The 21,186-nt window shown below is 70.1% G+C and carries 26 protein-coding genes; 2 read left to right on the top strand and 24 right to left on the bottom strand.

Going from position 1 to position 21,186, the window contains the following annotated elements:
• Positions 1-2: 2 nt before the first annotated feature.
• The 9 genes from GGQ91_RS16090 to GGQ91_RS16130 form a co-directional block, all read right to left on the bottom strand.
• Positions 3-1,439 carry a phage tail protein gene (locus tag GGQ91_RS16090; RefSeq protein ID WP_182592390.1) on the bottom strand — a complete coding sequence of 479 codons (1,437 nt, stop codon included), beginning with the start codon at positions 1,437-1,439 and terminating at the stop codon, positions 3-5.
• Positions 1,439-1,846, bottom strand: coding sequence for a DUF6950 family protein (locus GGQ91_RS16095; RefSeq protein ID WP_246410728.1), 408 nt, complete (start codon positions 1,844-1,846; stop codon positions 1,439-1,441). Before GGQ91_RS16095 ends, GGQ91_RS16090 begins: the two co-directional genes overlap by 1 nt.
• Positions 1,813-2,397 (bottom strand): hypothetical protein, encoded by a 585-nt coding sequence (locus tag GGQ91_RS16100; protein WP_182592391.1) that lies wholly within the window; start codon positions 2,395-2,397, stop codon positions 1,813-1,815. The genes GGQ91_RS16095 and GGQ91_RS16100 overlap by 34 nt, the downstream gene beginning before the upstream one ends.
• Positions 2,397-5,684 carry a phage tail length tape measure family protein gene (locus GGQ91_RS16105; protein WP_182592392.1) on the bottom strand — a complete coding sequence of 1,096 codons (3,288 nt, stop codon included), beginning with the start codon at positions 5,682-5,684 and terminating at the stop codon, positions 2,397-2,399. Before GGQ91_RS16105 ends, GGQ91_RS16100 begins: the two co-directional genes overlap by 1 nt.
• A 128-nt stretch (positions 5,685-5,812) precedes the next feature.
• Positions 5,813-6,124: a phage tail assembly chaperone gene (locus tag GGQ91_RS16110; RefSeq protein ID WP_182592393.1), complete on the bottom strand. Its 312-nt coding sequence runs from the start codon at positions 6,122-6,124 to the stop codon at positions 5,813-5,815.
• Between the two features lie 53 nt (positions 6,125-6,177).
• Positions 6,178-6,627 (bottom strand): hypothetical protein, encoded by a 450-nt coding sequence (locus GGQ91_RS16115; RefSeq protein WP_043346177.1) that lies wholly within the window; start codon positions 6,625-6,627, stop codon positions 6,178-6,180.
• A gap of 11 nt (positions 6,628-6,638) precedes the next feature.
• Positions 6,639-7,121, bottom strand: coding sequence for a hypothetical protein (locus GGQ91_RS16120; protein WP_148291053.1), 483 nt, complete (start codon positions 7,119-7,121; stop codon positions 6,639-6,641).
• An 84-nt stretch (positions 7,122-7,205) separates the two neighbouring features.
• Positions 7,206-7,634 carry a phage tail terminator-like protein gene (locus GGQ91_RS16125; RefSeq protein WP_043346175.1) on the bottom strand — a complete coding sequence of 143 codons (429 nt, stop codon included), beginning with the start codon at positions 7,632-7,634 and terminating at the stop codon, positions 7,206-7,208.
• The gene (locus GGQ91_RS16130) at positions 7,634-8,047 is read right to left on the bottom strand and encodes an HK97 gp10 family phage protein (protein ID WP_182592394.1); all 414 of its coding nucleotides are present in this window, start codon (positions 8,045-8,047) and stop codon (positions 7,634-7,636) included. The genes GGQ91_RS16125 and GGQ91_RS16130 overlap by 1 nt, the downstream gene beginning before the upstream one ends.
• A 58-nt stretch (positions 8,048-8,105) precedes the next feature.
• Here GGQ91_RS16130 and GGQ91_RS16135 point away from each other — a divergent pair, with 58 nt between their 5' ends.
• Positions 8,106-8,312: a hypothetical protein gene (locus tag GGQ91_RS16135; protein ID WP_182592395.1), complete on the top strand. Its 207-nt coding sequence runs from the start codon at positions 8,106-8,108 to the stop codon at positions 8,310-8,312.
• 40 nt (positions 8,313-8,352) lie between these two features.
• On the opposite strand, the gene GGQ91_RS16140 is transcribed toward GGQ91_RS16135, so the two are convergent.
• From GGQ91_RS16140 to GGQ91_RS16165, 6 genes are all read right to left on the bottom strand, one after another.
• Entirely contained in the window at positions 8,353-8,739 is a 387-nt protein-coding gene (locus GGQ91_RS16140) for a hypothetical protein (RefSeq protein WP_182592396.1), read from the bottom strand.
• Positions 8,736-9,182 carry a hypothetical protein gene (locus GGQ91_RS16145; RefSeq protein WP_182592397.1) on the bottom strand — a complete coding sequence of 149 codons (447 nt, stop codon included), beginning with the start codon at positions 9,180-9,182 and terminating at the stop codon, positions 8,736-8,738. The genes GGQ91_RS16140 and GGQ91_RS16145 overlap by 4 nt, the downstream gene beginning before the upstream one ends.
• 76 nt (positions 9,183-9,258) lie before the next feature.
• Positions 9,259-9,765, bottom strand: coding sequence for a DnaT-like ssDNA-binding protein (locus GGQ91_RS16150; RefSeq protein ID WP_182592398.1), 507 nt, complete (start codon positions 9,763-9,765; stop codon positions 9,259-9,261).
• Between the two features lie 6 nt (positions 9,766-9,771).
• Positions 9,772-10,158 (bottom strand): hypothetical protein, encoded by a 387-nt coding sequence (locus GGQ91_RS16155; RefSeq protein WP_182592399.1) that lies wholly within the window; start codon positions 10,156-10,158, stop codon positions 9,772-9,774.
• A gap of 67 nt (positions 10,159-10,225) precedes the next feature.
• On the bottom strand, positions 10,226-11,266 hold the full coding sequence (locus tag GGQ91_RS16160; RefSeq protein WP_182592400.1) for a hypothetical protein: 1,041 nt from the start codon (positions 11,264-11,266) through the stop codon (positions 10,226-10,228).
• Positions 11,267-11,418: 152 nt separating this feature from the next.
• Positions 11,419-12,297 carry a hypothetical protein gene (locus GGQ91_RS16165; RefSeq protein WP_182592401.1) on the bottom strand — a complete coding sequence of 293 codons (879 nt, stop codon included), beginning with the start codon at positions 12,295-12,297 and terminating at the stop codon, positions 11,419-11,421.
• A gap of 103 nt (positions 12,298-12,400) precedes the next feature.
• Here GGQ91_RS16165 and GGQ91_RS16170 point away from each other — a divergent pair, with 103 nt between their 5' ends.
• Positions 12,401-12,595: a hypothetical protein gene (locus tag GGQ91_RS16170; protein ID WP_182592402.1), complete on the top strand. Its 195-nt coding sequence runs from the start codon at positions 12,401-12,403 to the stop codon at positions 12,593-12,595.
• Here GGQ91_RS16170 and GGQ91_RS16175 read toward each other — a convergent pair.
• From GGQ91_RS16175 to GGQ91_RS16215, 9 genes are all read right to left on the bottom strand, one after another.
• Positions 12,592-12,819, bottom strand: a complete 228-nt coding sequence (locus tag GGQ91_RS16175) for a hypothetical protein (RefSeq protein WP_182592403.1) — start codon at positions 12,817-12,819, stop codon at positions 12,592-12,594. The genes GGQ91_RS16170 and GGQ91_RS16175 overlap by 4 nt on opposite strands.
• A 6-nt stretch (positions 12,820-12,825) precedes the next feature.
• A complete protein-coding gene (locus tag GGQ91_RS28155; RefSeq protein ID WP_182592404.1) occupies positions 12,826-13,905 on the bottom strand; it encodes a minor capsid protein in 1,080 nt (359 codons plus the stop codon).
• Between the two features lie 9 nt (positions 13,906-13,914).
• Positions 13,915-15,492, bottom strand: a complete 1,578-nt coding sequence (locus GGQ91_RS16185) for a DUF4055 domain-containing protein (protein ID WP_182592405.1) — start codon at positions 15,490-15,492, stop codon at positions 13,915-13,917.
• A 43-nt stretch (positions 15,493-15,535) separates the two neighbouring features.
• Complete coding sequence (locus tag GGQ91_RS16190; RefSeq protein ID WP_182592406.1) at positions 15,536-16,852, bottom strand: terminase large subunit domain-containing protein; 1,317 nt, start codon at positions 16,850-16,852, stop codon at positions 15,536-15,538.
• Positions 16,849-17,208 carry a hypothetical protein gene (locus GGQ91_RS16195; protein WP_182592407.1) on the bottom strand — a complete coding sequence of 120 codons (360 nt, stop codon included), beginning with the start codon at positions 17,206-17,208 and terminating at the stop codon, positions 16,849-16,851. The genes GGQ91_RS16190 and GGQ91_RS16195 overlap by 4 nt, the downstream gene beginning before the upstream one ends.
• Before the next feature lie 197 nt (positions 17,209-17,405).
• Positions 17,406-17,996, bottom strand: coding sequence for a transcription termination/antitermination NusG family protein (gene nusG / locus GGQ91_RS28410; RefSeq protein ID WP_182592408.1), 591 nt, complete (start codon positions 17,994-17,996; stop codon positions 17,406-17,408).
• Positions 17,997-18,380: 384 nt separating this feature from the next.
• Entirely contained in the window at positions 18,381-19,451 is a 1,071-nt protein-coding gene (locus tag GGQ91_RS16205; protein WP_210281319.1) for a DUF1376 domain-containing protein, read from the bottom strand.
• A 41-nt stretch (positions 19,452-19,492) separates the two neighbouring features.
• Positions 19,493-20,956, bottom strand: a complete 1,464-nt coding sequence (locus tag GGQ91_RS16210; protein ID WP_182592410.1) for a DnaB-like helicase C-terminal domain-containing protein — start codon at positions 20,954-20,956, stop codon at positions 19,493-19,495.
• Complete coding sequence (locus GGQ91_RS16215) at positions 20,953-21,186, bottom strand: hypothetical protein (protein ID WP_182592411.1); 234 nt, start codon at positions 21,184-21,186, stop codon at positions 20,953-20,955. Before GGQ91_RS16215 ends, GGQ91_RS16210 begins: the two co-directional genes overlap by 4 nt.

Genomic DNA, 21,186 nt, shown 5'->3' on the forward strand with positions numbered 1-21,186 from the left:
CCTCAGGTCGCCGTGTCGGGCAGGGGCGGCCGGGCCCCTTCCTCGGCCGGAGCCCAGGCGTAGGCGGCGGCGTCGAGGGCGACGAGGTCGAGCTTGACGCCGGTCAGCGCGTTGCCCGCCATCGCCAGCGTGCCGCGCATCACCGCGAAGGTCGTGTCGATGCCGAAGGACGGCAGGACCAGCCGCACGGTCGGCGCGCCGTAGGCCGGCAGTCCGGCGGGCGAGAGCCGCAGGCCGGAGAGCCGGAAGCGCGGGTTGCCCTTCGCCATGGCGATCTTGGCGAGCCGGCGGGACTGGCTGTGCGAGGGCGCGCGGATGAAGCTGCGCTCGGTCTCGATCACGCCCTGGACCGCCTGGGCCGCTCGGTCGTCCCACGGGTCGCCCTCGGTGGGCTGATAATCGTGCCACGGGTCGGTGTAGGTGTGCTTGATCCGCGTGAAGGTGTTGTAGGCCTCGTCGCCCTCCTCGAGCTGGTCCCAGCCGAGGATCATGCGCTCGGTGATGGTGACGGTCGGCGGCTGCCAGCGCCCGCCGCGCACCGCCACCCGGCCGTCGGCATCCTCGTAGATCTCGCCGTCGCAGGCCGCGAGCAGCCGGCCGAGCACGTCGGAGCGCGGCTCGGTGTAGTCGTAGCTGCCCCAGGACCGGTAGCGCGGCTCGGTCGTCGCGCCGTTCGGGTCCGGGACGACCAGGGCTACCGGCTCGTCGCAGACGTCGGCGAGGGCGATGAAGCTCGGCAGGTCGATCTCGTCGCGGGCGAGGCCGTAGCCGCTGTCGTGCATCAGGTAGTCGAGCAGCAGCAGCGCGGCGTTGTCGGTGTAGGCGTACCCGCCGGTGCGCGGGTCGTAGGACGGCGCGCCGGCCACCAGCAGCCGGACGTCCGGCGCGCCCTCGGGGAAGATCTGGCTGCCCTTCTTGAGCGGCGTGGCGACGACGACGCTGTAGCACAGCCCCTTGAGCCGCATGGCGTCGGTCCAGTACGGCAGCTTCAGCAGGGCGGCCGAGGCCGGCTGGTCCTCGGTGCCGGCATGGCCCTCGATCACGACCTTGCCCTGGTAGACGCTGTCCGGGACGAAGCCGCCGGAGCCGGCCCCGAGGCCGGTCTTCACGTCCCCGAACCAGTATTGCAGGATCTGCACCGGCCCGACGCAATGCACGGCGCCGCGGTACAGGACCGTGTTGGTGTCGTTGAACTTCAGCGTCTCCAGCGCGAAGATCACGCCGCCGAGCTTGGCCTGGCCGAGGACCCGGCGGCGGGGCGCCACCGCCTGCCGGACGGTGACCTGGTGGTCGGCCCGCTTGTCTGAGCCGAGCAGGGCCTGGACGCCGTATTGCAGGGCCACGGTGCCGACCGTCACGACCGCGTAGCCGACGACGAGTTCCGCGGTGGCGCCGAGCGCCAGCTCGCCGATCAGGGCGGCGCCGATCGCGGCCGGCATCAGACGCGCCAGGCCACGCGGGCCGGCCAGGGGCCGAGCGCGAGGCCGGCGGGGCTCTTCACCGCCCAGCCCAGAGGGCAGCGGATCGCGCAGGCCGGCCCGACGCGCGGGTGCGCGACGAGGCCGACATCGCCGGTGCGCGGGGATTCGGTGGTCGCGAAGCCGGATTCCGTCATCAGCGCGCGCACCACGGTCTCGAAGCCGCCGCGGCGGCGGACCGTCCGCAGGGCGCCCAGCGCCGTGCGGTAGTGCCCGCGCAGGCGCGCGGCCGGATCGACGCCGCGCCGGACGCGGCACCAGTCGGCCATCACCAGCGCGCAATCGCACGCCCCCCAGGCGAAGCTCGCCCGGGCCATGGCGCGCAGGAAGGCGCTCAGCTGCTGGTCTCCGGGATCTCGGGATTCCATGGCCGTCTTCGGTTGATCATCTGGGCGATGTCGAACAGGCCGGCATCGCCGGGATGGCGGCGCTGCTGGTCGGCGTCGGTCAGGTTGCCGAAGGGCGGCAGGCCCCGGCGGGAGAACCGGGTCTCGGCGGTGAGCTGGGCGGTCCAGGCATCCGGCCCGGCGGCCGTGTGGGTCAGCCGGTCCATCACGCCGCGGTAGAGCGTGTACAGGCCGCCCAGCGGCGCGAGGTCGGCGCCGTAGAGCTGGAGGTAGACGCGGCAGTCGCGGCCCTTCACCGCGGTCCGGGCGTCGATCACGTCGCGGGCGATCTCCGGCCCGACGCCGGCGAGGGTGAAGGTCACCAAAGGGGCGATGCCGCCGACCGCGCTCTCGATATCCGAGACCGATCCCAGCCCGCCCAGGCCCTGCCAGTCGTGGCCGCCGGCCCGGAGCGTGCCGAACCCGGCATGGACCCGCTGCGGGGCGTCGCGGAAGTCGAAGAAGGCCAGGACCTCGGCGGTGATGGTCTCGCCCCGAAGAGCGGCTGCGCCAGCTTCGTCGAAGATCGACATCAGCCCACCCGCGCGTAGCGCCTCTGCCCGGTGGCGACGATCCCGTTGATGTTCCGGCTGATGGTCTGGTGCACCTGTGCCATGCCGGCCGAGACCCCGCGCTGGATGGCGGCCTGGATCTCGCTGTTGCCCTGCGCACCACGGGCGTCGATCGCGATGGCGACGGGTTGCGGCCCGTCGCCTGCCGCGTTCGCGTTTGCGGGCATCGGCATGTTCGGGAGCGTCGCGAGGTTGGGCATGGCGAATCCGACCGGGCCACCGTCGGCGTAGCCGGGCAAGCCGAGCCGCATGGCGTTGACCACGTGCGGGCCGCCAAAGCGGGCGACATCCGCCTGCGACCACACCACCTCGCCCGCGTGCACGATGCCGGCCGGCTGGTTGCGGCCGCCGTAACCGGTGAAGCCGCCGTCCGCGAAACCGAACAGGGCACCCAGGCCACCGCTACCCTTGAAGAGGGATCCGACCAGGGAATCCATCAGGCCGCCGAGCAGCTTGTCGCCGACGCGCGAGAGGACGCTTCCGAAGGCCTGCGCGGCGTCCCTGCCGTGAAGAAGATCGGAGGCGAAACCCGTCATCGCGTCGGTCAGCGTCGAGCGCGCTTCGGCCAGGTACTGATTGTCCCGCGAACGATCGATGTAGGCCTGGGCCGCCGGGGTCGCAGTATCGCCGTAGATCGAGCGGGCGCCGGCATAGGCGCGCTGGTCGTAGCGGTCGCGACCGAGTTGGTCGCGGTCGAAGGCGAGATCCGCGCCGGCCCGGGTCCCGGCCAAGCCGCGCGCGGCGGCCGCCATCCCCTCGGCGTTCCTCATCAGCTCGGCGCGGTATTGCGGGGTGATCTCAACGCCCTGCGCGATCGCTTGGTTCAGCGCCTGCTGGTATCGCGCCGCTGCGTCCAGTTTCTCGCCGTTAACGCCCAGATACTGCGCATTGAGGGCAACGAGGTTGTTCTCGTTCGCAAGCGCCCGGTTTCGCTCCACGCTCGCGCTGATCGCCTGCTGGGCGTTCGGCGGCGGCGTCAGGATCTCCTTGACGTAGGTGCGGGTTTCCTCTGGGAGCGTGGCGACGTCCTGTCCACTCGCGACGAAGCGTTGGGCAACCTTCGGTCCGGCATTGTAGCCGACGAGGGCAGCCACTTCGTTGCCGTCGAACCGGCGCAGGAGCTGCGCCATCAGTTCGGACTGCTTGGGGATCGCCTGCGCCGGGTCGAACGGGTTGGCGAGACCCATGCCGGCCGCGGTGGCAGGCATGAACTGTGAGATGCCCTGTGCGCCTGCCGGGGACACCGCATTCGGGTTGAACCGACTCTCGCGGCGGATCTGGGAGGCGATCAGATCCGGGTTGACACCGTTCGCTGCCGCCGAACTGTAGATCAGGTCACGATACTGCTCGGGAGCCTGCCCCACGCCGATGGCGTAGCGACCGCTCCCAGACGCGGTGTCGACGTAGGTCTGACGCCGTGCAGCTTCCAAGTCGAGCTGCTGCCGCTGCCGAATGCTGTGGATCTGGTAGTCGCGCAGGAGCGGATCGTTCGGGTTGGTTGGAAGATCGCGGATTTCGTTCTCGGCCCGCTCGTTGATCCCCGCGACACGCTGTGCCTGGGGCGAGAAGCCGACGGTCCGCAGGGCGAACTGCGATTCCCGGAGGGCGTTGGCGAACTGCGTTCCCCCCTGAGCGAGATCCTCGCGGATGCGGCGTGCCGAGGCTTCGAGACCCTCGGCGGTGCGCAAGGACTTCCCGTCGGGATCCAGCACGCCGGCGGCGAGCTCAGTGCGGATGCGCTGCGCCGCGTCCGTGATCTGCTTCAGGCGCTCTTCCTGCGGATTGTACTGCTTGCCGAGGTTGTCGACGACGAGCGAGCGCTGCGCCAGATCCGTCTGCCGTGCCTGCGCCTGCTGCCGCTGCTGATCGGCGAGAGCCTTGTCGAGTTCTGCCTGCAAGGCCGGACGGGTGCTGCTGAACCTTTCCAGGAAGGTCGGCGGAGTCGCCAGCACCCTTTGCAGATCCCGGATACGCGTCTCGAGGTCTCCGCCGGTGGCGCCTCGGTCGATGATCTGACCCAACCGGTCCCAGGCCGAGGCGATGAACGTGCCGACAGCTGCCGTGGTACGCCCCCAGCCGGAGGTAAGCGTGTCCGCCTTCACGATGCTGCCGGATATCGCATCGTAGAGCGCACGCTGCGCCTCCAAGCGATGGCCCTGCGCGTCGAGGGTCTGGATGGTCTCGCGCGTCGCGGCGTCGAGGAAGCCCAGACGCGTGTTCAGCAACTCGGCGCCCTTGGCTGGCTCGGCGAAAGCCTTGGCCAGTTCGGCCTGCGCGTCGCCGAGACTCTGGCCGGTCGTGGCGGCGTAGTCCCGTGTCGAGCGTTGAAGATCCCCCAGGATCTCGCCACCGATCCGGCCGGTGCTGGCATACTGGGCCGCCATCTCGCGGGCGGTCCGGGTCGAGATCCCGCCGGCGGACGCGTTGGCCTGTGACAGGGCGTTGATCTGTCCGACGGTGGCGCCGGATGCTCGCCCGATTCCGAGAAGCGCCAGCTCGGTCTCGCGCTGGCTCGACGCGTACGATTGCTGGGCGACGACGGCGGTAGCGAGCGCGGCGGCCACCGTGCCGACGCCGACGCCGACGACGCCGGCGCCGGTTGCGGCCGCCCGGGCGCCGGACGCGAAGTTCCCCATCGAGGCGGCGGCGTTCCGAGCCAAGCCGCCGAGACCACCGTCACCGATCGCCGCTGAGGCGCCCGTCGCCTGTTGGACGAAGGCGCGAAGCGGGTTGGCCCCGGCGATGACCTGATCCGCGAACTGCGTCACGCTGGAGCGCAGCACCTCGAACTGCAGGTAGGTCAGGCCGGCCTGCTTGGCGTTATCGTTCAGTGCCTTGGTGTGCCTGTCGAGGCCGGCCGCCGCCTGTGCCGTGGCCGACGCTGCGGCTTGTGCGGCTGCCGTGCCCTTGCCGGCACCGACATTGAAAGTATCTGCTGCCAGCCCCGCACCGCGCGCGGACTGCGCCAGCCGGTCCAACGCTACCGAGGCGTCGGTTGCCGGGCGCGAGTCGATCACGATTGCAAGGGTTGCGAGGTCAGTCATGCGCGTTGAGTTGTACGGTGCTCTCCTGTCCACACTGATCGGCGGCTCGGCCGCCGCGCAGGTCCCCCCGGAAGTGGGAGCGGTTGGAACTGTCCGGATGACTGGGCGTGCAATCGCCGGCGCTCTCGCCTGCGGCGTCCCAAGGGACCGCGTGCTCGCCGTCGGCCGGCGTGCAGTCGAGCAAGCACATCTGTCGGCACCCAATATCCCCGTAGAGCAGCTGGCCCATTATCAATTGGACGCCATTGAGACGGCGCAGCGCGAAGACGGGCAGATGGGTGATGACCGATGCCGCACGGCGCTGGAAAGCTATCGACACGTCGAGGATCTATTCACCGCCGTGCGCTGAGCATCTGCATCAGCTGCATCATCCCGGCGGTATCGGACGCCTGCACCTGGCCCGCTTGGGCCGGGTCCGTGAGGCGGCGGTGTTCGCTCCGCCGGGACTCGTCCATCGCCATCAGGGCCCGGACCTCCCAGGGGCGCAACTCCTCGCCGAAGAGCCGAGCCCAGGCCTCGATATCCGTGTAGCCGAACGGCTCAGGTGAGAACCCGGCTCGGCGTCCCCGCTCCAAGTCCCAAAACCACGCCCAGACGTGCTCGGCCTCGACCGGGATCCGGAGGGCGTCCTGATCCGAGATCACCCCCGCATGCTGATCGCGGGTGACGGCGCGGACGGCCCAGATGAGCCGCGCCGTCAGACCTTGAAAAAATTGGCGCGCCGATCCCGGAAGAAGCCGACCTGCTCGGCGATCCAGGGGAGCGCGCTGAACAGCGTGACGGCGTTCTCGAAGCTGCAGGGCAGCGCCTCGCCCTTCCACTGCACGCCCGCCCATCCGCGCACCGCGCAGGCCGAGAGGCGGGCCAGACGCATCACCTCGCGCCGATCGGGATCCTCGTCCTCCTCGGTCTCTCCCTGCTTGGCGAGCATGTCGCGCAGCTTGCGGAGGTTCTTCCGGTAGGTCGGGGCGTCCTGACCGATCACCGTCATGGTGATGCCGAGCGGCTCGGCCGAGACCGGATGCAGGAGCTGCATCGCGGCGCCGGCCTCGGCCCCGGGTGCCAGGTCGAGGCTGGCGAGGTCGAGGGCCGCCAGGTCGAGTGCGGGGGTCGGATCGGGTTTCGGGACGGTGGATCGGGGGGCCATCGTCGCGCTCCTCAGGCGGCCGGAACCATCAGGGGCTTGGCATTGAGACCAACGGACGCCTCCAGGCGGATCACGTTGTTGGCGCCGCCGGGATTCGGGCGCGCCGTCAGAACCAGGCCGAACAGGTAGAAGATCGTGCCGGACGTTCCGTTGACCGGCTCATCGCCCAGCACGAGCTTGAAATTGTAGTCCTGGTGCGAATCCACGGCGGCGATCAGGGCCTGTTGTCCGGCATCGCTGGCGACGAAGCCGCAGGTGAAGGTCCAGTCCCCCGCATCCCGCGTGCCCTTGGCCTTGAACCGCCGATCCTCGTCGGTCGAATCGAAGGTCACGGGTTGTGCGGCGTCGCCGAAGGCGCCGAACGTCTCGGTCTTCCTGATGCGGGTCCAGGCAAGGGCCGCCGCGACGTTCGCGTCGGCGGGCGGCGTATCGCTCGACGGGCCGATATAGAGGATGGACCCAGCGGTGGGCTTGACTTGCGTGGTGATGGGCATGGTGTCCTCCCCGGGCACAGCTGAAGACCGCATGGGATGTGCGGCAGGATCGGAGCGGCGGACGCGGGCTTGGGCTTGCAGTCGTCAGACCGTCGACGGCGGCCCCGCATAGACAGCCCAGCGAGCCCGGACCGGGATGTGAAGCCAATTCGGCTCCTGCTGCGCTCCAAGCACGGAGGCCGGCTGGTCGATCCGGACCTCCAAGTCGTTGGCGGTGAGCCTCGTGCCCCGGCAGAACCGGGCTGCGAGCATGGCGGCGTGCGTCAGCGGCCGGGTCAGCCCCTCGTTCACCGGCCAGAACACATCGATCTGGAACAGGCCGCCGTAGATGATGTCGCCGTCGCTCTCGGTGCCGAAGCTCGTGGTCTCCGCCGGCAGGAAGGTCGAACGCAGGTAGGCGCGGCCCTTGGGATCGAAGTTCCGGCCTTCGGGGGCGATCGGAAGAGCCACCGGCAGCTTGGTCGCCTTCAGATGGCGGTAGAGCGCGGCCTGGATCGCGGCTTCGCCCCCCATCACCGCCTCTCGGCCTGGGCGGCAGCGACCGCGCGATCGATCGCGGACTGAAACTCCGTCACGGTGAGGCCGACCATGCCGGCCGGCGCCTGCTTGGACCATCCGGTCTCTAGCCGCAGGGCGTAGGGCAGCGCGTTCGAGATGTAGATCACGTCGCCGAGCCGCGCCGTGGCGACACCCGCGGCGATGCGGGCGATGCTCGATTGCCCACTTTTGTCGGCGGCCACCAGGGTGGCGGTGTTCGGCCGGCCCACGCCGTACTGCCAGTTCGCCCGGAACCGACCGGTATCCACCGGCGAGCGCAGCACGACGCGCGCGCCGATGTCGAGCGCAACCTTGCGCAGGACGAGATCGGCCCGGTCCGCGGATTTCTCGCACCAAGCCGCGATGTTGAGGGCGAAGTCCTGAGCCATGCTCTTCCCGATCTGCGGGCGGATGCCTATCTGCGCCCTCCCGTGATGGAGGACGTGAATGGCGAGCTCGTATCGAGGCCTCTACAAGTGCCTGCCCAAGCAGGATCGGCCGACCCACATCCAGGTTGTGGACACGGGCGGCAACAGCCTCCCGCTGCCGATCGACACCTATGAGGATCGCGACGTTCAGCCGGACTGGCGGAAGTTGCCATGGCAGGGTGAAGATGGCGCCGGCCTGTCCGGCTTGCAGGGCGCTTCCGAGTGATCTGCGCAACCCCTACCGCATAAGCTGGCGCGACGACCAATCAGCGCCTCACCTGCGCCTGCCACAGGACCCTGACCGGCCCGGGGGCCAGCGGCATCACGGCGACGATCTGGTGCTCGTCAGTGCCGATCAGGAGCGCATCTTCGGGCGTCGGCTCCATATCCAAGCCCGCCGTCGCGATCAGCACCTTGCGGTCGGTCTGCGCGATCAGGCTGCCCGCGCGCTCCTCTTCGGAGTAGTCGAGCACGACGAGGGTGCAGGGATGGTCGGTCGGCTCGGCCTCGTCGCCGGGTGGCAGGGACAGATCGTTCGTGCTGTCGCCGCCGGACAAGACCGGGCCGCGCCGGACCGCGCCGCGTTGGCCGAAGCGCGCGATCAAGCGGTTCGCGGTCGCGACCGACCGGGCATAGTCAAAGCCGCCCGTCATCGCCGGATGATCGTGCAGACGGAGCCGATGGCGCCGCAGCCATGTTCCATCGCCGCGTGGAGCGCCTGCTCGGCCGTGGGCCCCATGAAGAGCGCGCCGAAGCAGACTTCCTTGCCGGCGCCGACGGCGAAGTAGGCTGCCTCCGGGGAGACCTCGTCGCCGCGCGCGGTTCTGATTCGGACGCCGCCCTCCGGCGGAGCGACGAGCACCACGAAGGAGCTGCCCCGACCGTCGTCTTCCTCGCGCGCCCGGGGCGCCGAGCCCTCGCAACCGGCCCGTACCCAGGCCAAGAAGGCTTCGCATTCCGCGGCGTGTCCGGCGGTTCCGTAGGGGGTGCCATCGGGACCGCGAGTCAGCTTCCTGGCCCAGCGATGGCAGGCGTCCCCCATCCAAGAACCGCTGTCGGCGGCCATGACACCTTCACGATAGGCGATCGTCGTCATGGTTCGACCTCCGAGAAAATGGGTCGCCCGGCGATCCGGCCGTCGTCGCCCCACGGGACGCCGCGGATCGCGAGCATCACGCCCGCATCACGAGCGCGCCCACAGCCGCACGGAGCAGCGGAGCGACGATGCGCTCGACGGTCACGATGACCGGCAGCACGTCGGTCGGCGCCCGGACCGCGGCATAGTCCATCTTCAGCGGGCCGACGGCCTCGGACACCACGCGCTCGCCGGGGAAGATGTCGGGCGTCAGGCCGCCCGGGTCCTGAATCTCGCGCAGCGCCGCCTCGCAGCAGGCGCGCACCAGCGCCATCGGGATCGCGTCGGAGGGTAGCAATCCGTCCGAGGTCCACGCGCAGGCGCGGGGCCAGCACAGAGCCTGCCCGGGTACGGCCGGGCGGCCTAGCCACCGCGTCCGGTACAGGCCATCCAGATACTCGGTTCCGCGGCGCAGGGCCGCTTCCTTGTCCGCTTGGTCTCCGGCCCAGGCCGTGTTGCCGCGCGCCGCATGGTAGGCGTCGGCAGCCTCGACGCCGGCGTAGCTTTCGGCGTCCGGCAGACTCCTGCCGTCCTCGACGACCATCGCAGGCTACCGCGCGGCCTGTTTCTTGGCCTGGGCGATCTGAGCCTCGCGCACGGCATTCTGCGCGGCGAGGTACGCGGTGATGACCTGCCCTGGCGGCTCGAACGCGCGCGCTGCCTGGGCCTCCGCCTCGCGGTCATACGCATCCCGGGCCGCATCGCGCCTGCGGATTGCGGCATCGACCTCGGCTTGTGCGCTGGCCACGGCCTCGCCGAGCGCCTGAAGCGTCCGGGGTCCGTCCGCGCCGGCCGGCACCTCGGCCTGACCGGCTGCGGCGGGGTCAGCGGCCTGGGGCTCGCCCCCGGTGGCGATCGCGCCCTGGGTCGAGGCGGCGTCGGGCTCCGCCACGCCCGCCTGACCGTCGTCGTTCGTCTTGCTGCTGCGCTCGGCCATGGCCGGCCCCCCGTCTACGGATTGCAGAAACGGCGGCGCGCGAGACCGCGCCGCGATCGATGGGTGATCAGAACTCGCGGGTGACGATGCGCGCGATCGGGATCTGGCGCCGGTCCGGCGCGACCTGTCGCCAGGACGTGGCGGCGGCGAGGTTGTTGGTCGTGTTGGCGTTCGACGGGCCGCCCTTGGCCGGCGTGCCGACATAGGCGGTGCCGGGAACGTGGTGGGACCACTCAACGCGATCGTGCATGGTCGACTGACCGGCGCCGTTGCCGGCCGCCGGCACGCGGATGACCTCATTGGGCACCGTGGGCGACCCCGTGCCGTAGGTCATCGCCCCGCGACCGAACAGCCAGGTCTCGAAGACACCGGCCGCCGGCATCGGCATCGAATCGTCCATCGTGACGTCCTTGCCCATGTAGGTCGGGATCGTCGGGTTGGCCTCGCTGTCCAGACGGAACTGGATGAGGTTCTTCTTCAGGGCGTTGCCGTAGACGATCGAGTGCATCGCCACGAGCGCAAGACCGCCCATGGAATCGCCCATGGTGACGAGCGCATCGATGAAGGCCGATCCGTGGAAGTTGGTCTGCCCGTCCGCGAACTTGCCGCCGTTGAGGCCCGACAGGTCCACGGTCATCGAGTTCTGGATGTGGTTCGCGTCGGTCGCCAGCGCGTTGTAGGCGAAGATACCCGAGAGCTGAGCGATGGCGGCCTTCTGCCGACGGTAGGCCCAGTATTGCGCCACATCGTCGGCGAGCGCCGCCAGCGGATCGGCCGCGAGGAGCGCGCGCACGAGGTCCATCTCGGACCAGGAGTTGTTGCGCGAGAGGCGGACCGCGATCTCGTCGCCGGTCGCGGGCTTGTTCGGGACCGAGAAGACGGTCGGATCGTCCGAGCTGACGTTCTCGCCATCGGACCGGTCGAGGCCGTTGAGCTTCGGCATGTCGATGGTGAGACCCGGCCCCGCCAGGAAGTGATCGAGCAGCGGGTCTGGGACCATCGCGCCGGACTGGATCAGGGCGGTCTTCTCCACCGCGAGGCGGCGGACCATCGGGACGAAGACGGCTGGGACGATGACGTCGGAGAGGCGCAGGACGCCGGCGGGCATGGTGGACTCCTGAAGGCTTGAGGGTGTGATCCGTCAGCACCGCCAAGCCGGACCCCATGGCCGGCCGGTCGTTGTCTCAGGGGAGGGGGAGGGGCGCCCCATGGCGCCGGGAGGAGACCGCGCGGCGCCCATGCGCCGCCGGAGATCGTGGGTCAGGCCGCGCGGTTGCGCGGTGCGGGCTTCGGGCCGCCGACCGTCGTCCCGGCGGCCTTGGCCAGCCGGTCGGCCTTGGCGAAGTCGGCCGCCGCGATCCGGCCCTGCTCGGTGACGTTCCAGGCCTCGGCCGTGAACGGGTTGTTCGGCAGCGTGCCGCCGCCGCGATTGCCCCGCGAGCCGGCGCCTTCGGAGGTGGGCCACCAATGCGGTCGCTTCTCCTGCAGATCGGTCAACCACGCATCGGGCGTCAGGCCCGGTGCGACGCCGACATTGTCCTTCGTGACGACGCGGCCCTGCTCATCGAGATCGAACACGCGCTCGCCGGCGAGAAGCACATCCTCCACCGCGGAGGGGATGATCTTGGCCTTGCCGGCCGCTTCGCGCAGGGCGTCCGCGATGGTGCGCCCGCGCAGGGTCCCGCGCGCCTCGTCGCGCTCGCGCTCGATCTCGGCGCGGGCTTCGGTGAGCTGGGTGATCTGGCGCTCCAGCGGCGCCTTGATCGCGCGCTCGCGGCGCTGGACTTCGGCGTCGATCCGCGCCTGGATGGCCGCCTCATCCTTCGGGGTGCTGCCGTCGCCGTCCAGGCGGTAAAGCTTCCGCTCGACCTCATCCCACTCGCCGAGGTCTCCGATCCGGTCCATGACCTGGCGGGTGCGCTCGGGGTCGAGCTCGCCGAAAGCCCGCAGTTTCTCCCGGGTGGCGCGGTGATCGTTACGCTCCTTGGCGAGGGCGCCGTTGAGGCGGGTCACGTCGTCCTGGCTGGCCGAGCCCTCGATCTCCAGGGTGAGGTGCCACTTGCCGTCGCGCTCCTCGTAGAAGGCGGCGGCCTCTTCCGGGATCTCAGCTTCGGTGTCGTAGACCTTCTTGAGCTTCATGGTTCCGGGCTCCATCATCCCGCCCAACGGCGGGAGAGGCCAGTCAGCGCCATGGCTGCCGGCGGGCGACCGCGCTCGGGACGCGGATCTGGGAAAATCTGCGATGCTGATGGAAGACGCGAAGCGGGAGGCTGTACGTCGCTGGCGGGAATTGCCTCTTTCAGAGCGAAGGACCGACGAGCAAGCGGCAGCCTTCGCGATGAAGCTGCACCATTCGGGCGAGCTTCGGTTTCGATGCTCAGGCGATCCGTATCAGCACATCAAGGGATGGCTGCAGCATGCAAAGGCTACGATCTAAACCCTCGCCACGATCGTCATTCGCCCTCGCGCCAAGCACATGGCGCAGACCTCGTAGAAGGTGCCGCCGGTCATCCTGCCGGACTTGAGGCTGACATAGCCGCCCTGGCGGATCCGCGTCGTGGCCGCGGTCCCGACGCCGTCCATGACCTCGCATGTCCGGCACGTCCACTGGAGATGCGGGACCGGGCGCTTCGGCTTCTCGGCGCGGCGGATGTCGGCCATGCCGAACTATGCCGGCAGCTCCGCTTTCCGGAAAGCCCCGGCCTCGCGCCGCCGCAGCTCGTCGAGCGTGTAGGCGCGGCCGGAGCGGTCCACGAATCGGTCGATTGTCAGCCCGCCTTTGCGGAACAGCAGCCCCTTCGCCTTGCCGAGCACCTCGTCCTGAAACGCGGCCGGCTGCTTCGCCAGCCACGCGCCGTAGGTCAGGTCGGCCGGGACCTGTCCGTTCATGCTGGCCCGGGTGCCGGCATCCACTTCACCGAGATCGAGGCCGAGATCTCCGAAGCTCTTCGTCACCGGGGTCGTCGTGCTCCGGCAGTTCCAGTGCGCCGGCGGGCGCGGGCCCTTGCCGGGCTCGTAGACTTTGCCGTCTCGGGCCCGGCACACCGGCGTCGTCCGGCCATCCAGCACCGAGACCCAGCGCACGCCCGAGATCAGGTCGGCGTTGCGCGCGTAGACCGCCTCGGAGGCTCCGGAGGCGATGTGGGTCACCGCGGTCCGGACCACGGCCTCGGCGTCACGCCGCGCGATCTCCAGCACCCCGTCCTTATAGCCAAGCGCCTGGGTGCCACGGACCCGGCGGACGATCTGGTCGACGGTCTCGCCCTCGACCATGCCGATGCGGATTGCATCGTGGACCTTCTGCGTCCGGCCCTGCTCCAGGCCCTGGGCCCAGTCCCGCAGCAGACGGCCTTGGAACGGCCGCTTCATCACGATGGCCTGGAGTTGCTCGGCGGTCGGCTGGACGATGTCGAGACGCACCGGCACGTGCTCGGTCAGGATGCGCGTCTGGTACGCGGCCTCGTAGGCGGCGAGATCCAGCCCTTCGCGCAGCAGCACCGCCTGGATCCGCGCGTAGACATCGGCGTTCAGCGCCCGGATTGCGTCGAGTAGGCCCTTCAGCCGCTCGGTCGTGAATTCGGTGTCGAAGGTCCCCGGCGCGACGCCGTCGAGGCGGGTGCGGATCTGCTCTACGAGATCGGCGTCGGTTCGATTCAGCAGCGCGAGGATTCGGCGCAGGATGCCGGTGCCGAGGCGCTGCAGGCCGACGGCGTGGCTGACCTGGGCGTCGAGGATCGCGTCGTTCACCGCCACGGATCAGGCCGCCTTGTCGGTGGTTGCGTCGTCCAGCGCGGGGCCGCCGTTGTGATCGATGCCGCTTGGTCCTTCGGCCCCGATCTGGTCTTCCTCTTCCTCGTAGGTCTTCGCGGTGAAGCCCTTGCGAGCGAGCCAGTCGTGGATGCTCGCCCAGGACAGCGGCAGGCCCATGCTCTTCGCCTGGGTGATCTGCAGGATGTCGGCGCCCGTGATCGGCGAACCGGCGAAGTCGAGGTTGGGGGTGATCTTCACCTCGTCCGGGTTCGCCCCGACCCAGATCGCGGCCATCTTCAGGATCCGCTCGAGGCCCTGCGCGCCAGCCAGCGCCACGCTCGACAGCGTAGCAGTGCGAGCGGCCACCCGGATCTCCAGGGCGTCGCCCGATTCCGCACCACCGGACCGGTCGCCGATGATCTGCGCGCCCATCTCGGCCGCAGCGCGCTTGTCGTCCTCGATCGCCTGCCGCATGGCCGACAGGCCGGCCGCCGACACCCCGATGAACTTGGCGTCGCCGCCGAGGTCGAGGTCGATGCGGCCGTTGGCGCCCAGCAGGATCGGCCGGCCCCGCACGACCTCGCCCGGCTCCGCATAGGCGCTGGCCTGCTTGGCGCCGATCGTGACCAGGGTCTCCTGGCCCTGCATGAACAAAGCGTGCCGGTAATCGGCCTCGCCGCGGTAGATCGCCAGCGCCATGGAGGCGACCCGCAGGAGCGGCGGCGCATCGGGGGCCCATTGCAGGTCCTTCGCGCCGATCGTGACGAACGGGATCTCGGGCAGGCCGTTGCCGGCGATCTGCGGAGCCTTGAACGGCAGGTCGGCCGCGTCGTCCGTGTCGCTCACCGCCGCGGCGACGTAGCCTTCGGCCGGCAGCTCCGCCCCGTCCGCGGCGCTTTGCTGTACGAACGGTGTGGCCGCGTTCCCGAGCACGAGGTAGCGCTGCTGGTGGCGGTAGCTCAGATCGTCCTGCAGCTGGTCCCCGCTCTCGTCGAGGACGGCGAACAGTAGCTTGCCGGGCGACGCGTCCCGATCCACGCCCCAGTTCAGGATGCTCTCGGCCGTGTAGGTCGACAGGAACGGCAGCGCCTCGGGCCCGAGCTCGCCGCGGACATCGAGCAGGAGGCCGATCCGGCCGGTGAGCAGCTGCTCCTCGTTGATCCGCCGCAGCAGCGTCGCGAGGCCTTCGCGGTCCTGCGTGCAGTCATTTCGCAGCGGCTCCAGCTTCTCCGGCAGCGCGATCGTCGGCGGCTTCCGGTGCATGATGCCGATCAGCGCCTCGGCCGAGGCGGCGACCAGGGGATGGAACACCGCGCGGCAGAGGTAGGCGTCGTACTGGGCTTGGCCCTCGCTGAAACAGGCTGCGCCCGCGACCGCTTCTACCTGCCCGTCCGAACGTTGCCGCCCGATCAGGGCGGTGCCGCTCGCGCCGTCGAGGAAGCCCGCCGCGATCATGCCTGAGCTCGCCGGCAGGTACTCCGTGCCGGCCGCCTTCACCTGGCGCTCACCCGCATGGGTGTCGCGGACGATCTTCCAGTCCGGGGCTGCCTCGGCGTAGGCCGGGTGCTTCGACGAGAGCGGCATCAGGGGCGGTCGGATTCGTCGCGCATCGGCCGCCCTTCAGTGCTCAGTACAGTCCGATCGTGCGGCCTGTGCGCGCCTCGCCGCCGCTCGTCACCGGGAAGACGGCAGCCACCATGTAGCCGAGCGCGTCGCTGATATGGCTCAGCGCCGGGTCGGCCCGCTTGTCGATCTCGCCGGAGCCGCCGGTGAGCAGCCGGACGCCCTCGAAGTCCTTCACGACGTGCGGCGCCCGGGCGGGATCGACCATCAGGCGGACCGTGCCGTCGCCGGCCTTGAGCCGGGTGTTCACAGCGTTGATCCGGACGCGCACCGACGGGTTGGCTGCCGGCACCTCGAAGAACAGCCGCTCGCCGAACGTGCCGGCCAGCTCGCGGCGGATCAGGTCCCAGTCCGAGCCCGACACCTTGGCCGAACCGCGCGCGCCTCCTGAGGCGTCTCCGAAGCACACCACGCGTCCCGCATGCCGGCCCCAGTCCTGGACGATCCTCCGGCACACCGCGGGGGTGTTCGAGTTCCGCGGGATGTGCACCTCGCCGATGATTCCGGTGCCGTCCTGGCCGTTCGGCAGGCGTTGCTCCTGGGCGATCGCCGCGACGCCCGGATCGACGTTGAAGTCGAAGCAGAGCGCGAGCGGCCGCGCAGGATCGTAGATGAGGCGGGCACAGTGCGTCGCCTCGGCGAACGGGTAGTAGGCGCGCCCCTCGAAGTTGACGAAGCTCGCCTCGTATTCCTGGGCGAAGGTCAGCGGGTCGAGGTCCCGGCGCGCGGAGGCGACCTCCTCGGGCGGCAGGATGTCGGCGGATGGCCACGTGAACCCGTCCCACTCGGGATCGTTCCGTGCGATCGCCCGCTTCCACATCGCGTAGTAGTGGTTGCGGCCCTCGGGGACGCCGATCAGCCAGCACCAGCCGCGGCGATCCGAGAGCGCGGGACGGATGTTCTCGGGCCACGCGCCCGGCTTGACGTTGGCGACCTCGTCGATGATCCCGCCGTTCCAGGATCGCCCTTCCATGCGCTGCGGCTTGTCGAGGCCGATGACCCAGATTTCAGTACCGGTGACGAGGCGGACCATCAGCTCGCCGTCCCGCGTATCCAGGACGATCCAGGGCGGCAGGAAGGCCTTCAGGTCCTGCCAGAAGATCGCCTTGGCCTGGTCACGAGTCGGCGCCGCCAGGAAGAACCGGGCGTCGGCGTAGCGGGTCTCGCGCATCGCCGCGCGGATCAGGAAGCGCTTCGCCCGTTCGGTCTTGCCCGAGCGCCGACCGGCCGGGACGACGCAGAATCGGGTTCCGGCGGTGATCAGCCTCCGCTGCTCAGGATGCGGCCGCAGTGGGTACCAGCGCGGGGTCAGGAGGCTCACTCCGCCTCCTCGACGGCATCTGCCGCAGCGACGGCCTCGCGGATCTTGCGGGCCGTGTCGCCGGCGGTCTCGCCACCCTGTGCGGCCACGGGAGCCAGACGGGGGTGCATGTACGGCGCGGCGTCCCGCGCGGCGTTCAGGGCCCGCGTCATGGCATCGGCGAGGATCGCGGGTCTGGCATCCGCGCCCTTGTCCATTTCCGACCGGGCGAGCGTATGCTGGAAGCGCATCACGTCGAGCATGACGTCGAGGGGCGTCAGCCCGGTCGCGCTCGCGCGTTCGGCGACCGCCCGCGTTCGCTGCGTGGCGGCCCCTGGCTTACGGCCGGCCCCCGCGCGCTTTCCGCCGCGGGCCATGTTGAATTCCTATGATTGATATCAAACGTGACGGGCAGCGTGCCGAACACGCAATCGCCGCTGTCCATGTCGCGCGTGGGCAGATCGTCCCGACGCTGACACGTGATCCGGTAGTTCCGGCAGGCGCACCCTCCAACGAGCGCAGCTCACGATCCGGCCGTCCACGCGCGGCATAGGTTCAGATCCGTGCGTTGAAGTCAAGCAGCCACGGGATCGCCAAGTTGATCAGGTGTGAATTCGACCGGCGTAGCACGGCCGAAGATGCTGACGTCCGCACGCACGATCCCGTTGCTCAGGATATCCTGAACCTCGGCGAAAAACGACATGAAGGGGCCATTCAAGATCCTGCGCATCTCGCCGACCTGCAATAGCGCGGCCTCTTGCCTCCGCTTCGCCCGGTCCGTCTCGTCGACGCCCGCGATCCGATCGGACAGGGCCTGCAGGACGGAGCCGGGGATCTCCAGCGGCGCGCGCTGGCCGAGCACGTCGATGACGTGCCGGCTGTCGAACAGCGGCTCGGTCCAGCGCCTCCCGTGGCGCTGCTTGTCGAGCCCGACGAACAAGTACGAGGCGAAGAAGATCGCCTGGGTGTCGACCTTGCGGCCGCGTCGGACCACGGTGACGCGGTACCGCGGCAGCCACCAGTCCATGGCCAGACCCTCGAACTCCTCGGCCGCCATGGTTTCGTGGAGCGGCAGGGTGTGGACGACGAACCACGAGAGACTCTGATCGAGGACCACGTGTTCGGCTCGGATCCGGGATCCGTTCGTGCCGCGCTTCTTGCCCACGCTATGCCCTCCTCGTGCTTGTCTCGGCCAGTCCCGGTGGCGGTTCGGTCGCGTGGTCTTCACCGTCCGGAACCCGGCGCGAGGTGTCGAAGATTCTGGCGAGATGCATCGCGCACCAACTTGTCGGCTTGCCGGCACGCGATGCCGTCGGCTCGCCACAGAATCGGTGCTGCTCGGGCCGGGCGCCGTGAGGCGTGCACGCGAACCGGCACTGGCCGTTCCGCAGGGCTGCGATCGGCCAGGCGCCGGCCGCGAACGTCTCGGCCGACGCCGGCCTGGGCGCGACCGGGGCCGGCTTCGTCCGCCGACGGGCAGCGGATGGCCTGCGCAGCTTGGCCGCTGCGATGGCCGCTGCGGTGGCCGCGCGCCTTTCGGCCCGAGCCATCAGGCGGCCTCGCCGATCAGGAGCCGCGGCGGAATCCGGCATCCGGGCTGCCCCGGCGGCGGACCGAACAGCGATTCCGACCACGTCGCCGGGTTCTCACGGAATCGGGCGATCCAGGTCCGCAGATCGGCCTCGGGCCAGCGCAGGCCGCCGGGCAGGTCGATCATCTCGTCGGGCGGCACCGAGGCCGGCGGCACGGCGGAGAGGCCCTGCGCGGCGCGGCTCCGGCGCTGGGCGGCGACGCACTCGGCGACCGCGTTGGCCAGCAGCGCCCAGGTCCGGATCGGCACGCGGCGACTGACCGCGAGGTCGAGGATCGCCGGGATGATTTCCCGCTCGAGGTCGAGGCCGTCCGCCTCCAGCCGCGCCATCGGACCGACGACGGGGTCCAGGCACCAGCCTGGGGGCAGGGCGGTCCGGCACCGGTGCTCGACTCGGTCGAAGTTCGCCCGGTTGTTCCAGGGCGGCGCGCCGTCCGCGCGGGGTACAGGATCACAGGCGGCCGCCGGTATATCTTTCTTCTTCCCTTCTTCTTCCCCTTCCCTTGGTGAACGTAACGGTCCGCGCGTGGCGACCGTGACGGTATCGTCACGTCGATCGTCGCGTGGGTCGTGACGTTGATCGTGACGACCATCGTTACGGTCGGCGGTTTCGTTGAAAAGACTGGGTTTTTCGCCGCCGGGCGGGGTCTTCTCGGGATCACCTTTGCGCTGACGGGCCCGCGTGGCCGCGGCGGTCCGCTCGCGCCGCGCGTCTTTCGCCTCTGCGGCGCGCAGCACGTCCTCGCACAGGACCCGGTGATAGTAGCGGCCGTCCGCGCACAGGACGAAGCCGCGCAGGGCCATCGCCCGCACCCTCTTCCAGCGCGGGCCCGCCCCCGAGAAGGCGGCGAGCAGCCGGTCGTCGTCGGGCAGCGAGCCCGCCGGGCGCTGGCGCCAGGCGTGGCACCACAGGGCGACCGCGGCCTTGAACTCGTCGCCGGTCGAGAGTGCCCACAGCTCGGAATGGAACAGCCGATCCGTGTGCAGCAGGAAGCCGTGGATCCCGTCCACATCGATGTCGGCCGGCACCAGCGGATCGGGCAGTGGCGTGGACGCGTCGGAATGCTGGCTCATAGCGGGCCTCGTGCGGTCTGGGCGATGGCGGAGGCGGCCACGTCGCACCACAGGTCGAGCGTGGGGCACGGGCCGGAGCGGTTCTTGGCGAGGATGAGCTCGAGGGCGTTCTGCCGCTCGATCAGGCGCGCACCGATCTCGGGATCGCCCCCGGAGGCCTTCAGCTTGCGCTCCAGGTAGTAGGCCTCGCGGTAGAGCATCAGCACCGCGTCGGCGTCCTGCTCGATCTCGCCGGAATCGCGCAGGTCCGCGAGGTTCGGGCGGCGGTCCGCCCGGTCCTTGGCCTCGACCGCGCGGTTGAGCTGCGTCAGCAGCACCACGCAGATGTCCTCGGCCTTGGCGAGCTGCTTCAACCCGCCGGTGATCTCGCCGATCTCCAGCACCCGGTTGCCCTGATACCGATCCGAGACCTTGATGAACTTCAGATAGTCGATGAAGACGACGCCCAGCGGGATGCCGTGCCGGGCGAGGCGCCGCTTCTCGAGCTTCACCGCCGCGGCGATCTGCGCGAGGCTGACGGTGGGCTCGCAGGTCAAGGTGAGGTGCAGGCGCTCGAACCGCCGCATCGCCTCGTCGAGCCGCCACATCTCTTCCTCGTCGAGATCGACGGCGGCCATGATCCGGCCGAACGGCAGCGGGCGGTTGTGCCGGTAGGACAGGTCGGCAAGGTAGCGGGCCATCTGCTGGTCCCGCGTCACCTCGCACTGGAAGGCGAGCACGCCGGCCGTGCGGGCGGCGAGGCGGCTGAGCGTCGTCATCGCCACGGTCTTGCCCATGCCGGGACGCCCGGCGAGGATCCAGAGCTGGCCGCGCTGGAACCCGCCGTTGGTGGCGCGGTCGAGGTCTGGCAGGCCCGTCGAGATCGCGGTGGAGCGGAGGAGCCCGGAGCGCAGGCCGCCGATCCGCTCGCGCATCCAGGCGGCGGACTGCGCCGCGCTCTGTGCCGTCGAGCCCAGGCCGGGCTCGGCGTCGACGAGGTCGAGCAGGCGGGATTCGGTGATCTCGATCAGGTCCCGGGGTGCCTGCTCGACCGGGGCCTCGTAGGCGCCGTTCACCAACTCCTCGCCGATGGTGATCAGCCGGCGGCGGACGGCGAGATCGTGGATCGTGCGGGCGTAGGCGCTCGCATTGATCACCGTGGTCGCGTCGGAGGCGAGCCGCGCGAGGTACTGAATGACCGTCTGACCGCCGAAATCGGCATCGCCCAGATAGGTCTTCAGGGTGATGGGCGTGGCGACCGTGCCGGCCCGGATCAGCGATCCCGCCACCATGAAGATCTTGCGGTGGGCCTCCTCCATGAAGTGCTCGGGCAGGAGGAAGTCCGCGACCCGGTGGTAGGCGTCGTTGTTGACCAGGATCGCACCCAGCAGCGCCTGCTCGGCATCGATGTTGTGCGGCGGTACCCGATATTCCGGCCGTACCGTCTCAAGGCGTGCGGTGATGGCGTTCGGGAGGTTCATGCCGCGCGCCTCCGGATTTTCGCTGGCAGCATGGCTTCCGGCAGGATCACGGCGCCCTGGACGAGCCGGGCGGGCAGTTCCGTGCCGTCGGGATGGAAGCCACGGCTAGGCGCGGGCGGCCGACCCGGCACCGCATGACAGACGAGGCCGTGGCGCTCGGCGAGCGTCAGCACGGCCTCGCGGCTGCCGCGGCCGAGGATCGCCCCGTTGCGGAGGAGAGCCCAGCGCAT

This window comes from Methylobacterium fujisawaense, from assembly GCF_014138435.1.
GTDB classification, from domain to species: Bacteria; Pseudomonadota; Alphaproteobacteria; order Rhizobiales; family Beijerinckiaceae; genus Methylobacterium; species Methylobacterium fujisawaense.

Excerpts from the sequence above, each read along its gene's own strand:
- GGQ91_RS16140 (WP_182592396.1), bottom strand. The coding sequence starts at position 8,739 with ATGACGGGCGGCTTTGACTATGCCCGGTCGGTCGCGACCGCGAACCGC.
- GGQ91_RS16160 (WP_182592400.1), bottom strand. The coding sequence starts at position 11,266 with ATGCCCGCCGGCGTCCTGCGCCTCTCCGACGTCATCGTCCCAGCCGTC.
- GGQ91_RS16175 (WP_182592403.1), bottom strand. The coding sequence starts at position 12,819 with ATGGCCGACATCCGCCGCGCCGAGAAGCCGAAGCGCCCGGTCCCGCAT.
- GGQ91_RS16090 (WP_182592390.1), bottom strand. The coding sequence starts at position 1,439 with ATGCCGGCCGCGATCGGCGCCGCCCTGATCGGCGAGCTGGCGCTCGGC.
- GGQ91_RS16195 (WP_182592407.1), bottom strand. The coding sequence starts at position 17,208 with ATGGCCCGCGGCGGAAAGCGCGCGGGGGCCGGCCGTAAGCCAGGGGCC.
- GGQ91_RS16165 (WP_182592401.1), bottom strand. The coding sequence starts at position 12,297 with ATGAAGCTCAAGAAGGTCTACGACACCGAAGCTGAGATCCCGGAAGAG.
- GGQ91_RS16130 (WP_182592394.1), bottom strand. The coding sequence starts at position 8,047 with ATGGCTCAGGACTTCGCCCTCAACATCGCGGCTTGGTGCGAGAAATCC.
- GGQ91_RS16095 (WP_246410728.1), bottom strand. The coding sequence starts at position 1,846 with ATGGAATCCCGAGATCCCGGAGACCAGCAGCTGAGCGCCTTCCTGCGC.
- GGQ91_RS16150 (WP_182592398.1), bottom strand. The coding sequence starts at position 9,765 with ATGGTCGTCGAGGACGGCAGGAGTCTGCCGGACGCCGAAAGCTACGCC.
- GGQ91_RS16210 (WP_182592410.1), bottom strand. The coding sequence starts at position 20,956 with ATGAACCTCCCGAACGCCATCACCGCACGCCTTGAGACGGTACGGCCG.
- GGQ91_RS16115 (WP_043346177.1), bottom strand. The coding sequence starts at position 6,627 with ATGGCCCCCCGATCCACCGTCCCGAAACCCGATCCGACCCCCGCACTC.
- GGQ91_RS16120 (WP_148291053.1), bottom strand. The coding sequence starts at position 7,121 with ATGCCCATCACCACGCAAGTCAAGCCCACCGCTGGGTCCATCCTCTAT.
- GGQ91_RS16185 (WP_182592405.1), bottom strand. The coding sequence starts at position 15,492 with ATGCCGCTCTCGTCGAAGCACCCGGCCTACGCCGAGGCAGCCCCGGAC.
- GGQ91_RS16100 (WP_182592391.1), bottom strand. The coding sequence starts at position 2,397 with ATGTCGATCTTCGACGAAGCTGGCGCAGCCGCTCTTCGGGGCGAGACC.
- GGQ91_RS16170 (WP_182592402.1), top strand. The coding sequence starts at position 12,401 with ATGCTGATGGAAGACGCGAAGCGGGAGGCTGTACGTCGCTGGCGGGAA.
- GGQ91_RS16215 (WP_182592411.1), bottom strand. The coding sequence starts at position 21,186 with ATGCGCTGGGCTCTCCTCCGCAACGGGGCGATCCTCGGCCGCGGCAGC.
- GGQ91_RS16155 (WP_182592399.1), bottom strand. The coding sequence starts at position 10,158 with ATGGCCGAGCGCAGCAGCAAGACGAACGACGACGGTCAGGCGGGCGTG.
- GGQ91_RS16125 (WP_043346175.1), bottom strand. The coding sequence starts at position 7,634 with ATGGGGGGCGAAGCCGCGATCCAGGCCGCGCTCTACCGCCATCTGAAG.
- GGQ91_RS16145 (WP_182592397.1), bottom strand. The coding sequence starts at position 9,182 with ATGACGACGATCGCCTATCGTGAAGGTGTCATGGCCGCCGACAGCGGT.
- GGQ91_RS16135 (WP_182592395.1), top strand. The coding sequence starts at position 8,106 with ATGGCGAGCTCGTATCGAGGCCTCTACAAGTGCCTGCCCAAGCAGGAT.